General features: G+C 55.4%; 20 protein-coding genes. All 20 read right to left on the bottom strand.

Annotated elements, in window-relative coordinates; genetic code table 11:
• Positions 1-126 precede the first annotated feature (126 nt).
• Positions 127-855, bottom strand: coding sequence for a hypothetical protein (locus AALG83_01700; protein MEY8381869.1), 729 nt, complete (start codon positions 853-855; stop codon positions 127-129).
• Positions 856-873: 18 nt separating this feature from the next.
• On the bottom strand, positions 874-1,551 hold the full coding sequence (rpe, locus tag AALG83_01695; protein MEY8381868.1) for a ribulose-phosphate 3-epimerase: 678 nt from the start codon (positions 1,549-1,551) through the stop codon (positions 874-876).
• The gene (gene rsgA, locus AALG83_01690; GenBank protein MEY8381867.1) at positions 1,544-2,449 is read right to left on the bottom strand and encodes a ribosome small subunit-dependent GTPase A; all 906 of its coding nucleotides are present in this window, start codon (positions 2,447-2,449) and stop codon (positions 1,544-1,546) included. The genes rpe and rsgA overlap by 8 nt, the downstream gene beginning before the upstream one ends.
• Positions 2,439-5,033: a Stp1/IreP family PP2C-type Ser/Thr phosphatase gene (locus AALG83_01685; protein ID MEY8381866.1), complete on the bottom strand. Its 2,595-nt coding sequence runs from the start codon at positions 5,031-5,033 to the stop codon at positions 2,439-2,441. Before AALG83_01685 ends, rsgA begins: the two co-directional genes overlap by 11 nt.
• A gap of 2 nt (positions 5,034-5,035) precedes the next feature.
• Positions 5,036-6,073, bottom strand: a complete 1,038-nt coding sequence (rlmN, locus tag AALG83_01680) for a 23S rRNA (adenine(2503)-C(2))-methyltransferase RlmN (GenBank protein ID MEY8381865.1) — start codon at positions 6,071-6,073, stop codon at positions 5,036-5,038.
• A gap of 2 nt (positions 6,074-6,075) precedes the next feature.
• Entirely contained in the window at positions 6,076-7,389 is a 1,314-nt protein-coding gene (gene rsmB / locus AALG83_01675; protein MEY8381864.1) for a 16S rRNA (cytosine(967)-C(5))-methyltransferase RsmB, read from the bottom strand.
• A gap of 3 nt (positions 7,390-7,392) precedes the next feature.
• Positions 7,393-8,346 carry a methionyl-tRNA formyltransferase gene (gene fmt / locus AALG83_01670; protein MEY8381863.1) on the bottom strand — a complete coding sequence of 318 codons (954 nt, stop codon included), beginning with the start codon at positions 8,344-8,346 and terminating at the stop codon, positions 7,393-7,395.
• On the bottom strand, positions 8,336-8,803 hold the full coding sequence (gene def, locus AALG83_01665; protein MEY8381862.1) for a peptide deformylase: 468 nt from the start codon (positions 8,801-8,803) through the stop codon (positions 8,336-8,338). The genes fmt and def overlap by 11 nt, the downstream gene beginning before the upstream one ends.
• A gap of 14 nt (positions 8,804-8,817) precedes the next feature.
• Positions 8,818-11,046 (bottom strand): primosomal protein N', encoded by a 2,229-nt coding sequence (gene priA / locus AALG83_01660; GenBank protein MEY8381861.1) that lies wholly within the window; start codon positions 11,044-11,046, stop codon positions 8,818-8,820.
• Between the two features lie 90 nt (positions 11,047-11,136).
• Entirely contained in the window at positions 11,137-12,330 is a 1,194-nt protein-coding gene (coaBC, locus tag AALG83_01655; GenBank protein MEY8381860.1) for a bifunctional phosphopantothenoylcysteine decarboxylase/phosphopantothenate--cysteine ligase CoaBC, read from the bottom strand.
• Positions 12,320-12,526, bottom strand: a complete 207-nt coding sequence (gene rpoZ, locus AALG83_01650; GenBank protein ID MEY8381859.1) for a DNA-directed RNA polymerase subunit omega — start codon at positions 12,524-12,526, stop codon at positions 12,320-12,322. Before rpoZ ends, coaBC begins: the two co-directional genes overlap by 11 nt.
• 20 nt (positions 12,527-12,546) lie before the next feature.
• A complete protein-coding gene (gmk, locus tag AALG83_01645) occupies positions 12,547-13,116 on the bottom strand; it encodes a guanylate kinase (protein MEY8381858.1) in 570 nt (189 codons plus the stop codon).
• Positions 13,117-13,368, bottom strand: a complete 252-nt coding sequence (locus AALG83_01640) for a DUF370 domain-containing protein (protein MEY8381857.1) — start codon at positions 13,366-13,368, stop codon at positions 13,117-13,119. It lies immediately after the preceding gene.
• 10 nt (positions 13,369-13,378) lie between these two features.
• Positions 13,379-14,254 (bottom strand): YicC/YloC family endoribonuclease, encoded by an 876-nt coding sequence (locus AALG83_01635; GenBank protein ID MEY8381856.1) that lies wholly within the window; start codon positions 14,252-14,254, stop codon positions 13,379-13,381.
• A 68-nt stretch (positions 14,255-14,322) separates the two neighbouring features.
• On the bottom strand, positions 14,323-15,312 hold the full coding sequence (locus AALG83_01630) for an AIR synthase family protein (GenBank protein MEY8381855.1): 990 nt from the start codon (positions 15,310-15,312) through the stop codon (positions 14,323-14,325).
• 7 nt (positions 15,313-15,319) lie between these two features.
• Complete coding sequence (ligA, locus tag AALG83_01625; protein MEY8381854.1) at positions 15,320-17,257, bottom strand: NAD-dependent DNA ligase LigA; 1,938 nt, start codon at positions 17,255-17,257, stop codon at positions 15,320-15,322.
• 11 nt (positions 17,258-17,268) lie between these two features.
• A complete protein-coding gene (locus AALG83_01620; GenBank protein MEY8381853.1) occupies positions 17,269-19,443 on the bottom strand; it encodes a UvrD-helicase domain-containing protein in 2,175 nt (724 codons plus the stop codon).
• A gap of 32 nt (positions 19,444-19,475) precedes the next feature.
• A complete protein-coding gene (locus tag AALG83_01615) occupies positions 19,476-19,760 on the bottom strand; it encodes a YerC/YecD family TrpR-related protein (GenBank protein MEY8381852.1) in 285 nt (94 codons plus the stop codon).
• Between the two features lie 69 nt (positions 19,761-19,829).
• Positions 19,830-20,447, bottom strand: a complete 618-nt coding sequence (locus tag AALG83_01610) for a single-stranded DNA-binding protein (GenBank protein ID MEY8381851.1) — start codon at positions 20,445-20,447, stop codon at positions 19,830-19,832.
• Positions 20,448-20,463: 16 nt separating this feature from the next.
• Positions 20,464-21,237 carry a polysaccharide deacetylase family protein gene (locus AALG83_01605; GenBank protein MEY8381850.1) on the bottom strand — a complete coding sequence of 258 codons (774 nt, stop codon included), beginning with the start codon at positions 21,235-21,237 and terminating at the stop codon, positions 20,464-20,466.
• Positions 21,238-21,250 lie beyond the last annotated feature (13 nt).

The following is a 21,250-nucleotide window of genomic DNA, read 5'->3' as shown; positions in this document are numbered from 1 at the left end:
AACTTTAAGATACGAATAACCTATCATATTATATCTTGACAGCGCTCTATTTGCAAGCGAAGGCCACAGAAAGAAAAATCCGGCTTTCGCCGGATTTTTATCATCTTGATATTGTTAGAAACGCCTTTACTCCTGCACTGGCTCTCCTGCGCCGCCCTCATCCGGCTGTGCTTCTGCCTGCCCAGCGTCGTCCGGGGGCAAGCTGCCCTCGCCCGGCTCCCCTTCTGGCTCGCCTTCCGGCGAAGCCGATGGTGCCTGGCTGGGCAAAACAGGCCCATCCTGGTTCTGCACGACGATGCTATCCAGGATAATCTGCTGGGTTTCTGAGATTTCGCTGTCGATATTGCTGATGGTAAAGACATAGGTGTATTTTCCCGCCATCATGAAATACTGCGTCTTATACATCGTATAGCCTTCGCCAAAGGGATAGGAATAGCGCAGAATCAGCGTCTGCCGGCTCTTCCATTCCCGCACTTCGCTCTCATAGCTCAAAAGGCCTGTCCCCAAATTTTCCTCCAGGGCAGTTTTTGTCTGCAGGACGCGCTGTTCTACATTTTTGGCAAACTCTTTCTCAGACAGCCGAATCCGCGCCACAGAGAAAGTTCCGGTTTCGTTCGAAACTTCCAACAGCAGGTATGTATTGCCCTTCTCATCCTCTTTGATGGGCGATTCGGTCTTTTTCGCCTGCAGTGCCGTCGGATATTGCAGAATAAAACTGCCGTAATCGACGGTTGTCAGCGCTCCTTCTTCTGTATAAACAGGATCTGCCGATTTCAAAATGGGATCCTTTTCGCCGCAAGCCGCCAAGCATAGCAGGGAAAGAACCGCCAGCGCCAGCGCGAAAGCTCTTCTCATAGGTATTTCTCCTTCAATTTACCGCCCGGTTCCATAGCGCAGAACTTCCAGCGTTTTCTTGGGATCTTTCGCTTTAAACAGCGCACTGCCCGCCACGATAACGTTGATGCCGGAATCCAGAATCTCATCGATATTTTCCTCGGATACGCCGCCATCCACCTCAATATCCAGCTGGTTATCCCCCATCATTTTGCGCAGTCTTCTGGATTTTTCCAGCGCGTAAGGAATGAACGGCTGGCCGCCAAAGCCGGGATCGCAGCTCATCAGTAGAACCATATCGATATCGCCCAGCACTTCCTCCACAGCGTTGATCGGCGTCGCCGGGTTGATCGCAACGCCCACCTTCACGCCCTGGTTTCTCACCTGGAGGATCGTCCGGTGCAGGTGCGTGGTGGCCTCTGCATGAACCGTGATCATATCCGCGCCGTTGGCGATGAACTCATCGATATAGCGCTCAGGCGCCTGCACCATCAGGTGCACATCCAAAAACAGATCGGATTTTTTGCGGAAATCCTCGATCATCTTCTGCCCAAACGTGATATTGGGGACAAACATGCCATCCATCACATCGCAGTGCACCCACTCTGCGCCCCATTCCTTTATGCTGTGCAGCGCTTCTTCCATTCGGGTAAAATCTGCCGCCAGGATGGACGGAGCGATGATCGTTTTTGGCACCTTGATTTCTTGATTAGACATATCTTTTGTCTCTCCTTTCAAACAGCTCTTCTAAAAGCCTTATATATCCTTCATACCGGGCAGCGGAAATCTCTCCTGCCTGCACCGCTTCCATCACTTTGCACTCGGGCTCTTTATAGTGCAGGCAGCTATCAAACCTGCATTTGATCCCGTAAAACTCCGGATAGTAATTGCGCAGCTGCTCCGGCTCCATTTCCAGCACTTCCAGAATGCTGAAGCCCGGCGTATCCGTCAAAATTGCGTCGATCTCTTTGAGATCCAGCAGTTCGCTGTGCCTGGTGGTATGCCGCCCCCGGGCGGTCTTTCTGCTCATGCCGCCCGTCTCCAGCGCCAGATGCGGCGCCAGCGCGTTGACCAGCGAGGATTTGCCTACCGCCGATTGCCCGGCAAGGCAGGTGCATTTGCCGCGCAGCTGCTCCTTTAACGGCTCCAGCCCCTCTCCCGTGGCAACGGAAAACGCCAAAAGCTGTGCCCCGCTCTTCTCATAGCGCTCACGGATCTGCTGTGCGCGCCCCTTCTTATCCTGATCGATCTTGTTGATCCCAAGAATGACTGGCAGTTCATGAAACTGCGCATAAAGCAGCAGCTTATCCACCAAAACTTCATCCAGGGCAGGCTTGGCCGCAGAAACGACGATGAGCAGCTGATCGAGGTTTGCCACAGCCGGGCGCACCAGCGCATTCCTGCGCGGCAAAATCTCATCCACACTGCCGCTCCCATCCTGGCTTGCCGGCGTAAACAGCACAAAATCTCCTGGCAGCGGCTTTTCTCCGGTATTGCGGAATTTTCCTTTGGCGCGGCATTCATAGACCACCCCATCCTCTGCCTTGATATAGTAGAATCCCCCGATTCCTTTTAAAATTCGCCCTTTAATCGAAGTACCCTCCCTAGCTATCACTAGTATATACTACAACACCGTTTAAGTAAACATTCAAATGGCAGTTTTGTCCGCGGAACTGGCTGGCCAGAACCAGCGAATACTCCACGCCGCCGGAATATTTTTGCGCAAAGAGCTGCTCTTCTGCAAACGTCTCTTCAAAGACGACAAACTCATAATCCCGCCCGTTCAGCGAGAAGGAGAGCGTCGCGGTTACCAGCCCTGCCCGGTCCAGCCCGGCCGTATCGCTTTTCAGAGTTCCCTGGAAAACAGCGCCGTTTTTGGGCTGGTGCACCGTCATATAGAGCGTATTGAAGGAGACATTCTGCGCCCCCGCCTGCGGGGATTGGAAGATAACTTCGCCCACCGACTGCCCGTCGTTGACGGCGTAAATCAGCACTTTGCTAAATCCCGCCTCCGCCGCGGCATCGATGGCCTGATCCATCTTGCTGCCCACCAGCATGGGCACAGCCCTATTTTGCTCGCCCGGCCGGTTGACCGTGATGCTAACCTCCTGCCCTTCGGCAACCGGGGCCTCCCCATCCGGGGACTGCGCGACCACAGCGCCCGTCTGCTGATCCGGCAAATCCACATAGCTCACCGAGACATTGCGGATCCCCTGGGAATCCAGCAGCGCCAGCGCCTGCTCTTCCTGCATGCCCAGCACCTCCGGCATGGGGCTCACCTGCTCCCTGCCCAGCGAGACGACGATAAACACCTCTTCGCCCTGCTGTACCACCGCCCCGATTTCCGGCATCTGCCGGATGACATACCCTTTTTCCACTTCCAGGCTGGATTCATAGGTAAACGTCGGAACCAAATGCAGTTCATCCAGCGTTTGCTTGGCCTCTTCATAGGTCTTATCCGAAAAGCCAGGCATATAGAGCTCCCTGTTCCCGCCAGTTCCGCCTATGGCGCTGAAAATCGCAAAGAAAACGCCAATGACCGCAAGAAACGCCGCCGAAACGCAGGCAGCCGTCAAAACAGCGTGCCTGCCGGCTCTTTTTTGCGCCGCCGTTTTCTTCTCAGGCGTCTTCGCTGCCTTGATGCGGACGTATTTGCCATCCGGGCGACGCAGAGCGCGCTGCAAATCTGCCTGCATTTCCCGAATACTGCGGTACCGCTGTTCCTTTTCTTTGGAGAGCGCCTTGAGCACAATGCGGTTGAGGCTTTCGGGAATCTGATCGTCGATCTCTTTGGGCGGAACCGGCGGCTGGTGCAGGTGCATCAGCGCCACGGATAGATTGTCTTCGCCCTGGAAGGGCAGCTGCCCAGTCAGCATCTCATAGAGCAGGACACCCATGGAATAAATATCCGTGCGGCTATCCAGAGCCTCGCCTTTGGCCTGCTCCGGGGAGAAATAGTTGACCGTCCCGAAAACTTCGGCATTCTCGATTTCCGCCGCATCTGCCGCCTGTTCCTCCTGGCGCTGTGCAATGCCGAAATCCAGCAGAATCGGCCGGCTGGGCGCCGTCAGAAGCACGTTGAGCGGCTTTAAATCCTTATGCAAAATGCCCTTGCCATGCAGATAGGCCAGCGCTTCGCAAATTTGCACCGCGACCGAGACGTTCTGCTCCATGCTGAGCGTCCCCTCTTCGATATGCCGCTTGAGAGATTCGCCGTCGATAAACTCGGTGGCGATATAGCGCCTGCCCTGGTGGATGCCCCGGTAAACCAGGTGCTGAATGTTTTTATGCTGAAGGCAGGAGAGCATCTCGGCCTCCCGCTGGAAATTCTCCACATACTCGGGCTGATCGGCCAGCTCTTCGCGCAGCATTTTCAGCGCCACCAGCCCGCCCGTCTTCTGATCTTTTGCCTGATATACGATGCTGGTTCCGCCCTCGTCCACAGTCGAGAGCAGTTCAAAGCGCCCCTCGATCATCTTGTCTTCGTTGTTATTTGCGATGATGATGGAGACGTTGTCTCTCCCGCCTCTGAGCAGAGCAACTTCCAGCAGTTCTTTCGCTTTGCGCTCGGAGCCATACTCCTCTTGCAGGCAAAGCCCAATCTCATAGTTGCTCAGATGCGCCGTCAGCCCATCCGAGCAGAGCAGCAGGCTTTCTCCCTGCTCGAAACTGACCTCATAAGCCTCGGCTTCCGCCTCCTCCATGCCCACAGCCCGCGTGATGATATTGCGGTAGGGGCTTTGCTCCGCCTCTTCTTCGCTCAAATAGCCCTTGTCTACCAGGAACTGAACATAGCTGTGATCGTGGGAAACCTGCTTCAGCGCGCCGCCCGAAAAAGTATAGGCTCTGGAATCTCCGATATGCGCGAGGATCGCCGAATTTTCCCGGATGATGGCGGCGGTAAACGTCGTCCCCATGTCTTTATATGCTTCTTCCTTGCTGGCAAGATCTAAAATATAGTCGCTCGCCTCTTCCACCAGGCGCTTAAACTGCTCTTTTGTGATGGTATCCAGATCATAGCCTTCCAGCCGTTTGCGCACAAACGCCACCGCCCGCGAGCTCGCCACCTGCCCGGCGACGTGCCCGCCCATGCCGTCTGCCACAATCGCAAGATAGGGATAGCCCCCCTGCGAGAGGTAGATGCAGTCTTCGTTTTGTTCCCGCACTTTGCCCCGGTGCGTCAAAGCATAGATATCCATTCTTACTCCGTCCTATCCAGAAGTCCCAGGTATCTGGCTCTCAGCTGACCGCAGGCGCCGTCGATATCCTCTCCCAGCGTGCGGCGTACCGTCGCCGAAAGCCCGCGCTCATCAAGCCCGGCCAGAAAGCGGTAAACCTGCCCTTTGGTGGGCGCCGCAAACCTGCCGTCTGTCGCGTTGCACGGGATCAGGTTGATATGGCAGTTCTGCCCACCCAGCAGGCCTTCCAAAGCATCCAAATCCTCTTTGCCATCGTTTAGCCCGGCAATCAGAATATATTCATAGATCACGCGCCTGCCGCTTTTTTCGCTGTAAGCCTGCATCGCCCGGATCACTTGGTGCAATGGATATTTGCGCGCGATGGGCATGAGCTGCTCGCGTTTTTGCTGAATTGCGCTGTGCAGGGAAAGGCAGAGCGTCGCCCCAAGCCCTTCTTCTGCAAAGCGGTAGATTTCCGGCGCAAGCCCGCAGGTGGAAAGCGAGATATTGCGCATGCTCATGCCAAGGCTCTCTTTTTGATGGATCAGCCGCAGAAAGCCGACGACGGCATCATAGTTGCCCAGAGGCTCACCCGTCCCCATCAGCACGACGTTTGTGATATTCCTTCCGCTGCCCAGATCTGCGTTGACGCGCAAAACCTGCCCCAGGATTTCCCCTGCCGAGAGGTTCCTGCGCAGCCCGCCTTTTGTCGAAGCGCAAAAAGCACAGCCCATGGCGCATCCAACCTGCGTGGAAATGCAGAGCGTCCTGCCGTATTCATAGTTCATCAGCACGCACTCGACAACGCTCTCATCCGCCATCTGCAAGAGGTATTTTTTCGTCCCGTCTTTGGAGCAGAGCTTTTGCAAAATCTCCGGATAGCCCTCTGAAAAGTGCTCCCGCAGTTTTTCCCTTAGCGGCTTTGATAAATTGCTCATCTGCTCGAAGGGAACGCAGGCCGTCAGCCAGGCATAGATCTGCCCGGCGCGAAACCCTTTTTCCCCAATTTCTTCTATCCGCTGTTTGAGCTCTGCCAGCGATAAATCCAAAAGCGTCGTCATGCCTATTCTCTCTCCAAAACTGCCAAAAAGAAGCCGTCAATGCCGTCCAGGTGCGGGAAGAGCTGAAGGGTTCCCCCTCTCGCCCGGCTCATCAGCCGCTCGGGCAGCATCGCCGCCAAATTCGCCTGGCGATACTGCGGAAATTTTTTCAAAAACCAGGCGATGTTTTCCTCATTTTCCTCCCGGCTCATGGTACAGGTGGAATAGACCAGCCGCCCGCCCGGCTTCACATACTCCGCGCAGGCCGTCAGAATGCTCTTCTGCGTTTGGGATAGCTGTGCTATCTCCTCCGGCGTTTTCGTGTATTTGATATCCGGCTTTCTGTAGAGCAGCCCCAGCGCAGAGCAGGGCGCATCCACCAAGACGCAGTCAAACGCCTGCTCATTTTCCTGGCAGAAGATGCTTGCATCCCAAACTTTGCACTCTGCCCCGACGCCCAGGCGCTCAAAGTTCTCCTGCATGAGCGCCGCCCGGTGTTCATGCAGTTCAAAAGCCTCCAGCCTTCCCGGCGCAAACTGTGCGAGGTATGCGGTTTTGCCGCCCGGGGCCGCGCAGGCATCCAAAACTGCCTGCCCCGGCCGCACCTGCGCCGCCTCCGCCACGATCATGGAGGCCTCGCCCTGCACTGCCATCAGGCCCTTTTGAAAGAGATCCAGCTCATCGATGCCGGTCATGTTGCGGATATAGAAGCAATCCGGGATATACTGCCCGGCACGGCAGGCATATCCCCGCCCTTCGAGTTTTAAGAGCAGTTCCTGCCCTGAAATTTTCAGGCGGTTGGCCCGCACGCAGGTATCCGCCGCCTGCTTATGATAGGAGAGCATCTCCTCTGCAAAATCAAACCCGTATTCCGAAATATATTTCTCCGCCAGCCAAAGCGGGTAGCTATAAAGCACAGAAAGATACTGCGCCGGCTGCTCCTGCTGGGAAGGATACTCAATTTTGCCCATATTTTCGGCAATATTGCGCAGGACAGCGTTGACGAACCCTTTGAGCTGCCGTTTGGGCGATTTCTCCATAAGCTTCACGCTCTCGTTGACGGCCGCGCTCTCGGGAACCGTCTCAAAAAACATCAGCTGGCAGACGCCCAGGCGCAGCACATTGCGCACCAGCTTATGAATCCGTTTTCCCCGGGCAAAACAGTCGATGACGTAGTCGATGCGCCCCTTATTTTCCAGCGTGGTATATAAAAGCGCAGCAACAAAACGGCGCTCCTGCTCTGGCAACCCCTTCAGCTGCTTTTTGAGCGCCAGATTTAAAAAACTGCCCTCTTCTACTTCGCCTAAAATTTTTAGAGCCAACTGCCTTTGCTTCACGCGCTACTCCCCTTCTACGCAATCTCCCGGCTGGAAAATGCCGCTTCTCCCTCTCAGAAAATCCCTGGCGTCCATCTGCCTCGAACCAGGATATTGCAGGCGCAGAATCTCCGCCGCGCCCTTCCCACAGGCGATCACAAGCCCTTCCTTTGCGCCGGCCTGCAAAATCTGCCCGGGCGTTCCCTCTGCTGCCGCCTCTTTGGCCAAAAACAGCTTGATCTTTTGATCGCCCATCTGCATAAAAGCGCCAGGCGCCGGGTTGATTCCCCGGATAAAATCGCAGACTTCCCTTGCACTTTTGGTAAAATCCACCTTTCCAAAGCCTCTTGGAAACATGGGGTAATACGTCGCCTCTTCCGGATTTTGAGCAGTGGCCTTAAGCGTCCCATTCAGCAGCTTTTCCAGCGTGCGGCTTAGCGTCTGCGCCCCCAGCAGGGATAACTTCTCCCGCAAAGAGCCGCCCGTATCCTCCGGGGCAATCTCAAGCTCGTCCTGCTCCAAAATATCCCCGGCATCTATCTCGTAGACGGTGTACATGGTCGTGATGCCCGTCTTTTTCTCTCCATGCAAAATCGCCTGCTCGATGGGCGCCGCCCCGCGGTATTTGGGCAGCAGGGATGCGTGCACATTGATGCACCCGAGCGGGAGTTTTTCCAGAAGCGCCCGGGACAAGATCTGGCCAAAAGCCGCTGTAATGAGCAGATCCGGCGCGAGTTCCTCCAGCGCCTGCATACCGTCCCGGGAAATGCGCTCAAACTGAAAGACGGGAATGCCCTGTTCCTGCGCATATTCTTTCACAGGCGGGGCAATCAGCTTATGCCCGCGGCCCTTTGGGCGGTCGGGCTGTGTAAAGACACCGCAAACCCGGTATCCCTCTTCCACCAGCATCCGCAAAGAGGGCACGGCAAATTCCGGCGTGCCCAAAAAAGCGATCCTAAGCTCGCTCTTACTCTTCATCCGCATCCTCCATGATCTCTTCCTTCATAATATCGATAAAAAGCCTGCCATCCAGATGATCGATCTCGTGGCAAAATGCCCGGGCCAATAGCCCCTCACCTTCATAAATGCGCTCTTTGCCCTGGCGATCCATGGCCTTTACTTTGACATAGTTCGGCCGGGTAACCACGCCCCAGCGCCCGGCAACCGAAAGACAGCCCTCTTCTCCCGTCTGCTCTCCGGCGGCTTCCAAAATCTCGGGATTGATCAGCTCCATTGGGCCCTCGCCCACATCGATGATCACCACCCGGCGCAGCACGCCGACCTGCGGCGCCGCCAGGCCCACACCGTCCGCCTTGGCCAGCGTCTCCTTCATATCATCCAAAAGCTGTAAAATTCGCTCTGTAATTTTCTCAACCTTCCTGCATTTTTTTCTCAGCGTCTCATTTGGTTCCTGAACAATATTGCGAAGTGCCATTGCATTTTCTCCTTCTAATTCACATCGTATGGATCGACATCAAAGCTCACCAGCGAGCCGTCTTTTCTGACGCTCTCCCAAACCTCCCAGAGCGCCTTCTGAATGGCCGCTGTGCTTTTGCCCGTCCTTACCTTGAGCAAAATATGGTAGCGCGCCTTGCCCTCGAGTTTTGCCACCGGGGCCGGCTTCGCCACAAACAAAATTATATCAGATTTATACTTCTCAAGCACGCCTTTTAGCAGATTTTCTGCCTTTTGGCATACTTTCTCCGCTTTTTTCTCATCGCTGTGCACAAAAACCATGCGGAACATCCTGGAAAAAGGCGGGCGCAGAGTGTTTTTGCGGAACTGGATCTCCTGCCGGTAAAACCCTTTATAATCGTGCCTGGCCGCAAACCCGATGGCATAGTGCTCTGGGTTATACGTCTGCACCACAACTTTGCCCGGCCGGGCGCGGCCAGCCCTTCCGCCGACCTGCTCGATCATGGCAAACGTGCGCTCCTCCTGGCGGTAATCCCCTGTCGTCAGCATGGTATCCGCCGCCAGCACTGCCGCCAGCGTTACGCCCGGGAAATCCAGCCCGCGGGAGATCATCTGCGTGCCGATGAGAAAATCCGCTTCTCCTTTGCGGAAAGCCTGAAAAATCTCCTGATGCGCGTTCTTTTTGCGCGTGGTATCAAAATCCATCCGAAGCACCCGCGCGCGGGGAAAAATTCGGCGCACTTCCTCTTCAATGCGCTCGGTCCCTGCCCCGGAGAGCTTGTAAAAAGGCTCTCCGCAGTCCGGGCACTGCGCCTCCAGCGGGAACACTCTGCCGCAATAGTGGCAGTGCAGCTGCCCGTCGTTTTTGTGATATTTGAGGGGGACATCGCAATGCGAACACATGCGCGCGTGGCCGCAGGACGGGCAGATCACGCTGCTCGCATAACCCCGCCGGTTCAAAAATAAAATGCCCTGCTCGCCCTTCTCCAAAACCTCTGCCATCTCTCTTTGAAGCGCCAGGCTCAGCATTCCCCGGTTGCCGCGCAAAAACTCCTTCTTCATATCCACCAGCATGATGGGCGGCATCTTGCGCCCCGCCACCCGGTGCGGCAGCTCCACCAGCTGATAGATGCCCAGCTCTGTCTTGGCGTAATCCTCGATGAGCGGCGTCGCGCTGGCCAGAACGACGCTAGCCTGGCTAATCGCCGCCCGCATTTTGGCAATGTCCGCCGCATGATAGGGCGGGAAATTTTCGGCTTTATAGCTTGCCTCGTGCTCCTCGTCCAAAATGATGAGCCCCAAGTTCTCTGCCGGCATGAAAACCGCAGAACGCGCGCCAAGGATGATATGTGCCTGCCCCTGGCGCAGCCGCCTCCACTCGTCGAACCGCTCGCCGTCCGAAAGCCCGCTGTGAAAAACCGCGATCTCTCCCGGAAAATTTCGCGAAAACTCGCCCAGCATTTGGGGCGTTAGTGCAATTTCCGGCACCAGAACGATGGCCGATTTCCCAAGCTCCAGCGCGCGGCGCACGCAGGCGATATAGACCTCTGTCTTCCCGCTCCCGGTTACGCCATGCAGCAAAAATACCTGTTTATCGCCCTGCTCTACCGCACGGCTAATCTGCTCTGCCGCCGCTTTCTGCTCCGGATTTAGCTCGATCTTCTTTTCCTGCGCCGCGATCTCCGCATAAGGCTCCCGGTATTCCTGCTCCTCCTGGATAGCAACCGCACCGCTGTCCCGCAGATAGCGGACGGAGGGCGCATCCAGCAGTGCCGTCGGCATTTTGCCGCTCTCTTTCAGCTTGCAAATGGTTTTGAGCCTGTTTTTTGCCCGGACGACACCCTCTTTTGTATAGCACTTTTTCTCCTCTTCAGCCAATTTTTCCCGGCTCACAACTTCGGCGACCCGGATGAGTTTTGGGCGAATCCGCTCGCCCCGCAGTTTTGCCGGAAACATCAGCCGCAGGCAGAAGGCCATCGTCGCATGGTATTTGGCGCACATATACTTGGCCAGCAGAATCTGATCCTGCGTTACAACCGGCTGTTCGTCGATAACGCGCTGCACTGCCCGGATCTTTTCCGGGCTTAGCGCAGTCTCCTGCTTGACGGCCAGCACAATCCCCTCTACCTGCGTTCTGCCAAAAGGCGCTAAAATCCTGCTACCGGCCTGCGCCTCCATTCCTTCCGGCAGTTCATAATCAAATATTTTATCGACACTGCTATGCGCAACGTCTACGATCACTTCCACATATCGCTTTTCCATAGCCTTATTATAGCATAGCGCCTGTCATTTCCCAAGCGCTCTGTTTTCAATATAAAAAAAGCGCCAGAGTGCTTCTCTGGCCGCTTTTCTCTAGGAATGCGCCTGCATGAGCGCCATCGCTTCGGACAAAATGAGATCGGCGATCTCTTTTTTGGGCGCCAGCGGCAGTTCCTTCCGGCTGCCATCCGCAAAATACAGCGTCATGGCGTTATTTTCGCTCCCAAAGCCAATATCGCTCCGGGAAATATCGTTGGCCGCAATCAGATCGAGGTTCTTGCTCTTTATTTTCGCCAGCGCGTTTTTTTCCAAATCTGCCGCTTCCGCCGCAAACCCCACCAGCACCTGGCCCTGCTTTTGCTGGCCGATGGCCTTCAAAATATCCGGCGTGCGCACCAGCTCCAGCGCGAAGTCCTCGCCTTTTTTCATCTTCCCCGAAAGCTTGTGCTTTGGCGTATAGTCTGCCACTGCCGCCGCTTTTACGACCAAATCCACCTCGGGCAATGCCTGCATGCACGCCTGGTACATATCCTGCGCGCTCACAGCCGGAATCACCCGAACATGCTCCGGCGCTGGGAGCGATGCGCCCGAAACCAGCGTAACCTGGGCGCCGCGCTCTGCCGCCGCCTCCGCCAGGGCATAACCCATCTTTCCAGAGGAGCGGTTGGTCAGATAGCGGACGTCGTCTATCTTTTCCCTGGTCGGCCCTGCCGTTACCAGAACACGCACGCCCTGCATATCCTTTTTTGCAGAGAGCGCGCGATCAAGATAGGCAAAAATCTCTTCCGGCTCCGCCATGCGCCCATCGCCTACATCGCCGCAGGCCAGCATTCCCGCCTGTGGGGAGATGAACGCGCATCCTCTCCCGGCAAGCTTTTGCATATTCTCCTGCACAGCCGGATGATGCAGCATGGCCGTATTCATGGCAGGGGCAAAAATCACCTTGCCCCGGGCCGCCAGAAGCAGCGTTGAGACAAAATCATCCGCAATGCCGTTTGCCGCTTTGCCGATGATATTCGCCGTGGCCGGAGCGACAACAACCAAATCCGCTTGCTTGGCCAGGGAGACGTGATCTACCTCATAGGGGGCCTCTCTGGAGAAAGTATCCGTGATCACCCGATTGGCTGAAAGCGTCTCAAAGGTCAGCGGAGTAATAAACTCGCAGGCATGCCTGGTCATGCAGACATGGACGTGCGCCCCGGCTTTTTTGAGCATGCTCGCCAGCGCCGCGGCCTTATATGCCGCGATCCCGCCGGTAACGCAAAGCGCGATATGCTTATTTTTCATCGTTGTGGCGGACATAGGTGATCTTATCGGCATAGACCTCGTCGATCGCCTGGGAGACGGGGTTGGGATCCGCCTGCTCGGTCAGCGTCTCGGCCCCATCGATAATCTGGCGGGCCCGCTTGGCGACTTCGACTACCAGCGTATAGCGGCAATCCACTTTTTCCAGCGTCTTATCCAAATCGTATTTCTGAATCATCTTTTTTCTCCTCGCCTGCTTTACTGCTTATTGTGCTCTTCTACGATGATCTCGTTCAGTTCTTCCACCGCCTGATCGAGATCGTCGTTTACAACCTGATAGTTATACTTATCTGCCAGCTTCATCTCGCTGGCCGCCCGGGAAAAACGCTTTTCGATGGCTTCGGGCGTCTCGGTTTTTCTGCCCTCCAGGCGCTGGCGCAGCACCTCCATGCTGGGCGGCGCGATAAAGACCAGAATCGCCCCCGGGGCCTTATTGCGCACATTGATCGCCCCCTGAACGTCGATCTCCAAAATGACGTCTCTGCCCTGCTGGAGCTTCTCCCGCACGGCTGTCGCCGGAGTGCCGTAGTAATTATCAAAGACTTTGGCATATTCCAAAAAGCCGTCTTCCTCGATCAGCTGCTCGAATTCCGAAACGCTCTTAAAGTAGTAATCCACGCCATCCTTCTCCTGGCCGCGGGGAGCGCGGGTCGTGCAGGAGACGCTCAGCGCGACGTTGTCGTTCTTTTGCAGGATGCGCGCGATCACCGTGTCTTTTCCCACGCCCGACGGGCCGGAAATGACAAAAAGTTTTCCTTCTTTTCTCATCTATTCCTCCAAAGCGCCGCCTGCGGAAACCCGGGCAGCAATGGTCTCAGGCTGCAAAGCCGAAAGCACAAGATAGTTCCCATCCGTTACAATCACGGCCCGCGTTCTTCTGCCGCAGGTGCCGTCGATCAGCTGGCCGCTGGCCTTGGCCTCCTGCACCATCCGCTTGACGGGCGCGGCCTCCGGGCCGACGATGGCCAGCACTCTCGTGATGTTCACAATATTTCCAAAGCCGATATTTACCATATTCATCGCGCTGCCCTCACTCGAGATTCTGGACTTGCTCGCGGATTTTTTCCACTTCCGCCTTTGCCGCCAGCACGCCTTTTGTGATGGCCACATCCGAAGATTTGGAGCCTATCGTGTTAAACTCGCGGTTGAGCTCCTGAATGAGAAAATCCAGGTTCCGCCCAAGCGCCTCGTCCTTTGCCATCGTCTCCTTTAGCTGGGCGACATGGCTCTTGATGCGGACGATCTCTTCCGTTATGTTGGATTTATCCGTAAAATACAGGATCTCCGCCTGAAAGCGGTTCTCATCGATGGGCGTGCCCGCCAAAAATTCTTCCAGCTTGGCGCGCAGTTTCTCCCGGTATTCCTGGATGACGATTGGCTCCCGCTCCTCAATGCCCGCCAGAATGCCCAAAATCGTCTCCCCGCGCTCCAGCAGATCCGCCACCATGCGCTGGCCTTCCGCTTTTCTCGCCGCGTTCAAAACATCCAGCGCGGCTGCAAGCGCCTGGCCAAACAGCTCTTTTAACAGCGCTTCATCCTCCTGCGCTTCCTCAACCGTCAGCACGCCGTCCATGCGCATCAGGCTCTCCAGCGGCAGCTGCTGCTCCATGCCCACAGCGCCGGCAATCTCTGCGGCCGCCTGGGCATATTTTTTGGCCAAGGCCAGATCCGCGCGGATTTCTCCCACGGCATCCGAGGTGTTTTTATAATTGACGAACACTTCTACTCTGCCCCGGGCAAGCCGCTTTTTTATCTCGCTTCTGGCGTATTCTTCCAGCGGCAGCAAAACCCGCGGCGTGCGCAAATTGATATCGAGATACCGGTGGTTGACGGTTTTGATCTCGATTGTGATGCGCCTGCCATCCTTCTCCGCTTCGCCTCTGCCAAAGCCAGTCATGCTGTTCATACAGTTTTCCTCATTTCTTTGCTGCTTAGGCCATAAAACCTTAGCAAATAATTATAGCATATCCCGCTCTAATTTCCAAGCCCCTGGCCGCTGGTGATTTTATAAAGCTCGTCCTGCTGGGGCGGCAGAATGGGCGCTCCATTCTCATCGGTAATGCCCTTTTCCTGCGTAAATACGCCGATAACCTTTGCGGCAATTCCCGCTTGCTCCAAAGCCCGCAAGAGCGGCGCGGGATCTCCCGGCTGAACGATCAAAAGGCTTCCGCTGGAGATCAGCCGGTAAGGGTTGAGCGCCAGATGTGCGCACACCTTCTGCGCGACCGGGTGCACCGGGATGCTCTGCACATCCAGCCGCAAGCCCAGCCCTGCCGCATCAGCCAGCTCATAGGAGGCGCCTAAAATCCCGCCCTCTGTCACATCGTGCATGGCGCTGGCGCCCAGCTTTTCGCCGATTTTAGCCTCTGCGACGACGGAGATCTGCCCCCCCATCTGCTCCAGCAGAGCCCGATCTTTTTCCTCCAAAACCTCCGCAACCTTTTCCGGAAAATCCGCGCAGAGAATCATCGCCCCTTCCATGCCCGCCTGCTTGGTCATGATCAGATGATCCCCCGGCCGGATATTCTTGCCGCGCAGTACACGCCCTGCCTTTCCCAGCACGACGGTCGAGAGGACAATGCGGTTTACGGCATCCGTAATCTCGGTGTGCCCGCCGACAATATCGATATTCAGCCGCCCGGCCTGGGTGCAAAGTGCGTCGGTAACGCGCTCCAGCTGCTCCATCGTGGCCGAGGGCGGGATGAGCATGGTAACCAGCATGGCAACAGGCTCGCCGCCTGCCGCCGAGACATCGTTGGCCGAGATATGCACGGCAAGGCTGCCCGCATCCTCCGACGCGCCGGTGATGGGATCCGTCGAGATGACGCAGAGGTTGTCCGCAAAATCCAGCACGGCGCAGTCCTCGCCAATTCCCGCGCCCAGCACAACCTCCCTGCGCCCGACTTTCAGCTTATCGATCACAAGCGCCTGCAACTGTTCATTTGTCAATTTCCCGATTTTCACGTTTGCCTCACGAAAGAAGCGCTAAGAAAGCTTCTTCATCTAAAATTTCTATGCCAAGGCTCTGGGCTTTTGCGAGCTTGGAGCCGGCTTTCTCCCCTGCCACGAGCAGATGCGTGTTTTTCCCGACGGCAGATTGCAAGATGCCGCCTCTTTTTTCTATCTGCTCCCCAGCCTCTTTTCTCGTCATAGAGGCCAGCGTTCCCGTCACGACGACATTTTTTCCCGCAAAAATGCCTTCCTTTTTCTCATATGCCTTGGGCTTCATGCCGCAGTCCCAGAGTTTTTGCAGCGTTTTCTGCACCTGCTGGCTGGCAAAAAAGTCCAAAATAGACTGCGCCACAATCTCGCCAATATCCCGGATGCCAACCAGCTCTTCCAGGCTGGCCGCCGCGATGGCCTCAAAGCTGCCAAATGCCTCTGCCAGATCCTTGGCCGTCTTTTTGCCGACGTTGTTGATGCCCAGCGCGTAGACAAAGTTTGCCAGCCCCGGGGTCTTGCTGCCCTCTATGGCAGAAAAAATATTCTCAGCCTTTTTTTGCTGAATGCCGGGCAGTTCCAGCAGCTGCTCTTTTGTAATTTGATAGAGATCGCCAATATCCTGCACCAGCCCATGCTCGAAAAGCAGTTCGGCTGTTTTTTCTGAAATACTCTCCAGATTCATGGCGTCTCTGGAGACAAAATGCGCCATTCTCGCAACCAGCTGCGGCTTGCAGGAGAGCGTATTGGGGCAGAACAAATTTGGGCCGACCTGCTCCAAATCACTGCCGCAGGCAGGGCAGCGCTGAGGTGCATCCGCATAGACGCCCTCTTCTCCCGGAACAGCCCCCAGAATTTCCGGAATCACATCGTTGCTGCGCCGGACGAATACCCTGCACCCAACGGTTACTCTCTTTCTCAAAATATCTTCCAGGTTATTGAGCGTCGCCCGGCGCACGCTCGCGCCCGCGATCTGCACTTCCTCCAGCTGTGCAATAGGCGTCAGCTTGCCCGTCCGCCCAAGCTCCCAGAGAATATCCAGAACCTTCGTCGTCACTTCTTCGGCGGCGAATTTATATGCAATGGCCCAGCGCGGGAATTTTTCTGTATACCCGAGCTGCTCCCGCAGCGCAAAATCCTTGATTTTGATGACCATCCCATCGATGAGAAAATCCAGGTTCTCCCGGTTCTCTCCGGCCTCCTCGATGCCGCTGATAAGGGCATCAACTGAGCGGTAAACCCGCTCGAACTCGCTCACCTTAAACTTATTCTCTTTGAGAAATGCGATCATCTGCGTGTGATCTTCAAAATCTCTCCCTTCGATATAGCCGACGTTATAGAAATAGGCATCCAGCTTGCGCGAAGCCGTTACGGTCGTATCCAGGTTGCGCAATGCGCCTGCGCAGGCGTTGCGCGCATTCTTGAGCGGCTCTTTGGCCGTTTTGTTATAAGCCTCCAGATCCGAGAGGTGCATGATGGCCTCTCCCTGCACTTCCATCCGTCCCTGAAAAGGAATGGTAAGCGGAATCGAACGAATGGTCAGCGCCTGCTCATAGATCTCCTCTCCCGTTACACCGTCTCCGCGGGTTGCCGCTCCGATGAGCCTGCCGCCCTCGTAAGTTAGGTTAATCGTGAGGCCGTCGAATTTATATTCCAGCGTATATTCCGCCGCAGGCCCGGCGATTTTCTCATTGCGCTTCTCCCAGGCGCGGATCTCCTCGATGGTTTTTGCCTTATCCAGGCTATAAAGCGGCGCAAGATGCGTGTGCTTCTCAAAGCCTTCGAGCACCGGGCCGCCGACTCTTTTGGTCGGGGAATCGGGCAGGACGACTCCCTGCTCCTTCTCCATCAAAAGCAGGCGATCGTATAGCGCATCGTATTCGCTGTCGCTGATGCGCGGGTTATCCAGCACATAGTAGTCGTATGCATATTCATTGAGCTGCGAGACGAGCTGCTGCATTTCCTGCATGACAAGCCTTCCTATCTGACAATTTTCAGCGGGGCAAAGCTCAAAAACAGTTTGCGCTCTGCGTCTGCAAAAGAGACGACCGCAACCTTCTGATCTCCCTCGCCCATAATAGACTTAATTTTCCCCTGGCCAAATTTTTTATGCTCTACTACCATGCCCGGCGCGAAATCGCCCGCGGCTTCCTGCGCCTGCGGCTTAAATTCGGCCTTCTTTTGGAAGAAAATCGGCTTAGGCGATGCCGCCGGCGCCTTTTCCCGGCGCGGCATCCGGGAGACGGGCGTCAGTTCCTCCATCATCTCTTTGGGGATATCCATCAAAAACCGCGACGGGTAGTTCTCGCTCTGGCCGGAATAGAGGTTTCGCGTCATGCAGTTGGTAAAATACAGGGTGTTTTTCGCCCGGGTAATGCCGACATAGCAGAGCCGGCGCTCCTCATCCAGCTTTCCGCTGTCCACAGAGCGCTTGGAGGGAAAGAGGTTTTCCTCCATCCCAACCAGAAACACCGTATCGAACTCCAGCCCTTTCGCGCTGTGCATGGTCATCAGCGTAACGCTGCCTTCCTCCGAAACCGTATCTGCATCGCTGATGAGCGAAACCGAGGAGAGGAATCCTTCCAGAGTCGGCTCCTCATTCTCTTTTTCATAGGTATAGGCGGAGTTGATGAATTCCTCGACGTTTTCTATCTTGGTCTGCCCCTCGATGCTCTCGTCTTCCATCAGCATATCCCGGTATCCAGACGCCGCAAACACCGCCTCCACGATCTCTCCCACGCCTTTTTCCTCGCAGGAGGCGCGGATCTTGTCCACCGTTTCCAAAAAAGAAGCGAACTTCGATCGGCCGCCGCTCATAAACTCATCCGCCCGCTCCATCGCTTCCAGAAGCGAGAGCTCATGCGCCGCGGCAAACCCCCGCAGTTTTTGCAGGGAGACATCGCCAATGCCCCGCCTTGGGACGTTGACAATGCGCGCCAGCGCCGTATCCGCCATCGGGTTTTCATAGACCGTCAGATACGCCACCATATCCTTGATTTCCTTACGGGCAAAAAAGCTCATGCCGCCAAAAATCTGGTATGGGATGCCGTAGATGCGCAGCTTTTCCTCCAGCACGCGGGACTGCGTATGCGTGCGGTAAAGCACGGCAAAATCTGTATAGTTCTTGCCCTGGCTGACCAGGCTGCTAATCTCTCTGGCAACAAACTCTGCCTCGGCATATTCGTTTGGCGCCGTATAGACCTTGGGCAGCGCCCCGGTTTTTCTGGCAGACCACAGCGTTTTTTGCTTGCGCTCCTCCGCCTTTTGGATCACCGCATTGGCGGCATCGAGTATTTTCGCATGAGAGCGGTAGTTCTGCTCCAGCTTGATGACCTGAGTATTCTGGTAATCCCTCTCAAAATCCAGGATGTTGCGGATATCCGCGCCGCGCCAGGCATAGATGCTCTGATCATCGTCGCCCACGACAAAAAGGTTCTTATATTTATCCGCCAGAATATGCACCAGCTCATACTGCACGCTGTTGGTATCCTGATACTCATCCACCATGATATAGCGGAAACGGTTCTGATAATATTCCCGGGCAGTCTCGCTCTCCCGCAGAACGCGCAGCATATTCAGCAGCAGATCGTCGAAATCCATGGCGTTCTCCCGCCGCAGCCGATCGCAGTATTCCCGATAGATGGATGGCAGGGCCTGCATGGACTGATCTGCCTGCATGGCTTGCCCGGCATAATCTTCTGGCGTCATCTTGGCTTCATTATTTTTGATATTGCTGATATGCGAAAGCACGCGCCGGGCGTGCTTGACGTCCATACCCTTGGCCTCCAGCACGCGCTTGACCACCGTGATGCAGTCGTCCGTATCGTAAATAGAGAAATTGCGCTCATAGCCGATCTTGTCCGCATCAAAGCGCAGAAACTTTGCGCACATGGAGTGGAACGTCGAGATCGCCATGCGGCTGACGTCGAAATCCACCAGCGCAGAGATGCGCTCCTTCATCTCGTTTGCCGCTTTATTCGTAAAAGTTATCGCCAAAATAGAAAAAGGGTCTACCCCTTTTTCATTCACCAAATAAGCAACCCGGTTGGTCAGCACGCTGGTCTTTCCAGAGCCAGCGCCCGCGAGCACAAGCACAGGCCCTTCCGTCGCCCGGACAGCCCTTTGCTGCACTTCGCTCAAAAAGCTCAAATCCATTCTTCTCTCCTAGCAGCCATCTTTTTCAAGCGTTATTTCTCTCTGCGCTCCAGCACAAGCCGGTATCCGCCTGCCCCATAATGCAGGCATTTATTGACGCGGCTCACTGTGGCAGTGCTGGCGCCGGTTTTCTCGGCAACTGCGTTGCAGGTCTGCTTTTCATAGAGCATCCCCGCCACTTTCAGCCGCTGCACCGCCGCGCTGATCTCGGAGATGGTAAAAAGATCTTCAAAGAAAGCGGCGCATTCTTCCCGGCTCTGAAGCGAGAGGATGGCGTCATAAAGATTGTTGTAATCCTGCGTACTGCCCTTTTGCATGATAGCGCTCCTTTTATTGTGATATAGTTTATTCTATCATAATTTTGCGCTCCTGCAAATCATCTTTTATCAGATTACGATGCTAACAGAAGAAGCCGAGACTTCATAGGCCGTGCGCGTTATTTTTTCGCCCCCGGGCAGGCACTTTTCATACTCCCTGCTCTGGAACCGGCCCTCAATCCTCATTTTCTGGCCTACCTGAAGGTTCTTGGCAAACCTGGCGTTCTTCCCCCACGCAATCACGGGGATATAGTCGGATTTTTTGAATGAGCGGTTGACAGCCAGCAGCATATCCGTGATCTCCCGCCCAAAGGGCGTCACCCGGTATACAGGCGGCTTGCACAAAAATCCCTCCAGAAATACAAAGTTCTGCCGCCTTGGGCAAAGCGAATCCAGCTCATCCTGCAAGTTTTGGGCAAAGAAACGGATATGCAGATGGTTGATGCTCTTCTCTGCCTGATTATAGGAGCGCAGCTGGCCCCGCAGGCCAAACGGTGCTTCCCCTTCGGGGACGGCAGAGAGCAGCGAAGCCGAAATGATGGTGGGCAGAATATCCATATGCCCGGAAAGCCGGGGAACGCCAAACCTCATCTGAAAAAACTGCTCATCGTAAGTGGAATGGCTATAAACCGGCTCTTCCAGTATGCGCCCGAACAACTGTGCCTCATTGGTCTCACAAATTTTCATATGTGCCTCTCTTTCCTTATGCATGAACGGGCGACTGCGTGGGCACAGCGACGCCACTGCTATTTACGGTATAGTCCTCTCCCAGCAAGCCCGAAACCGTCTCGAACCGATAGCCCAGGCTCTTTAGGCGCGCGATCACTTCCTCGATGGCCGGCGCCGTATTCGGGCTGTTGTTTTGAAATATGAGAATATCCCCCGGCTTCACCTGCTCCACAATGCGGTTTGCGATCTCCTCTGCATTTTGCTCCGCCTCGCCCATTGCCACGCTGTATCCAACCGGAATCAGCTCAACTTCCCTGAGCGCCTGATAGGTGGATTCATTGCAGCAGTCATAGGGCACGCGGATGAAACTGCTGTGCACACCCAGCTCATTTAAGGCCTGCTGCGCCTTTTTTGCATCCTCACAAATCGCCTCTTTGGAAAGGCCGTCATAGTGCTCATGCGCATAGGAGTGGCTGATGAGCTCCATATCGGCATCCGCGATGGCTCTGGCGGCATCCGGATATTCCCTCGCCCAGATTCCCATGACGGCAAACGTCGCCGGGACGCCCTTTTTGTCTAACACCTCTAGAATCTGCTGGGTATAATCCTCTTGCCCAAATGCAGTATCGATGGTAATGGCGATGCACTTCTCTTCTGTTTTGACGCTTTTGATCTGATACTGCGTTTTGTTTGAGAAGAACACCGGCGATGCGGGCATCGTCCCTGCGCAAACGAGCGCAGCCGCCAAAACTACAGCGACGATTGCCCCGCGCCACAGCCATTTTTTCCTGATTAAAAAAACACGCATAGTTTCTCACCCC

The sequence above is a fragment of the Christensenellaceae bacterium 44-20 genome, assembly GCA_041223705.1.
Taxonomy (GTDB): domain Bacteria; phylum Bacillota; class Clostridia; order Christensenellales; family Christensenellaceae; genus QANA01.
The sequence above is the reverse complement of the archived record's forward strand: the minus strand, read 5'-3'. Positions and strand labels throughout refer to the sequence as shown.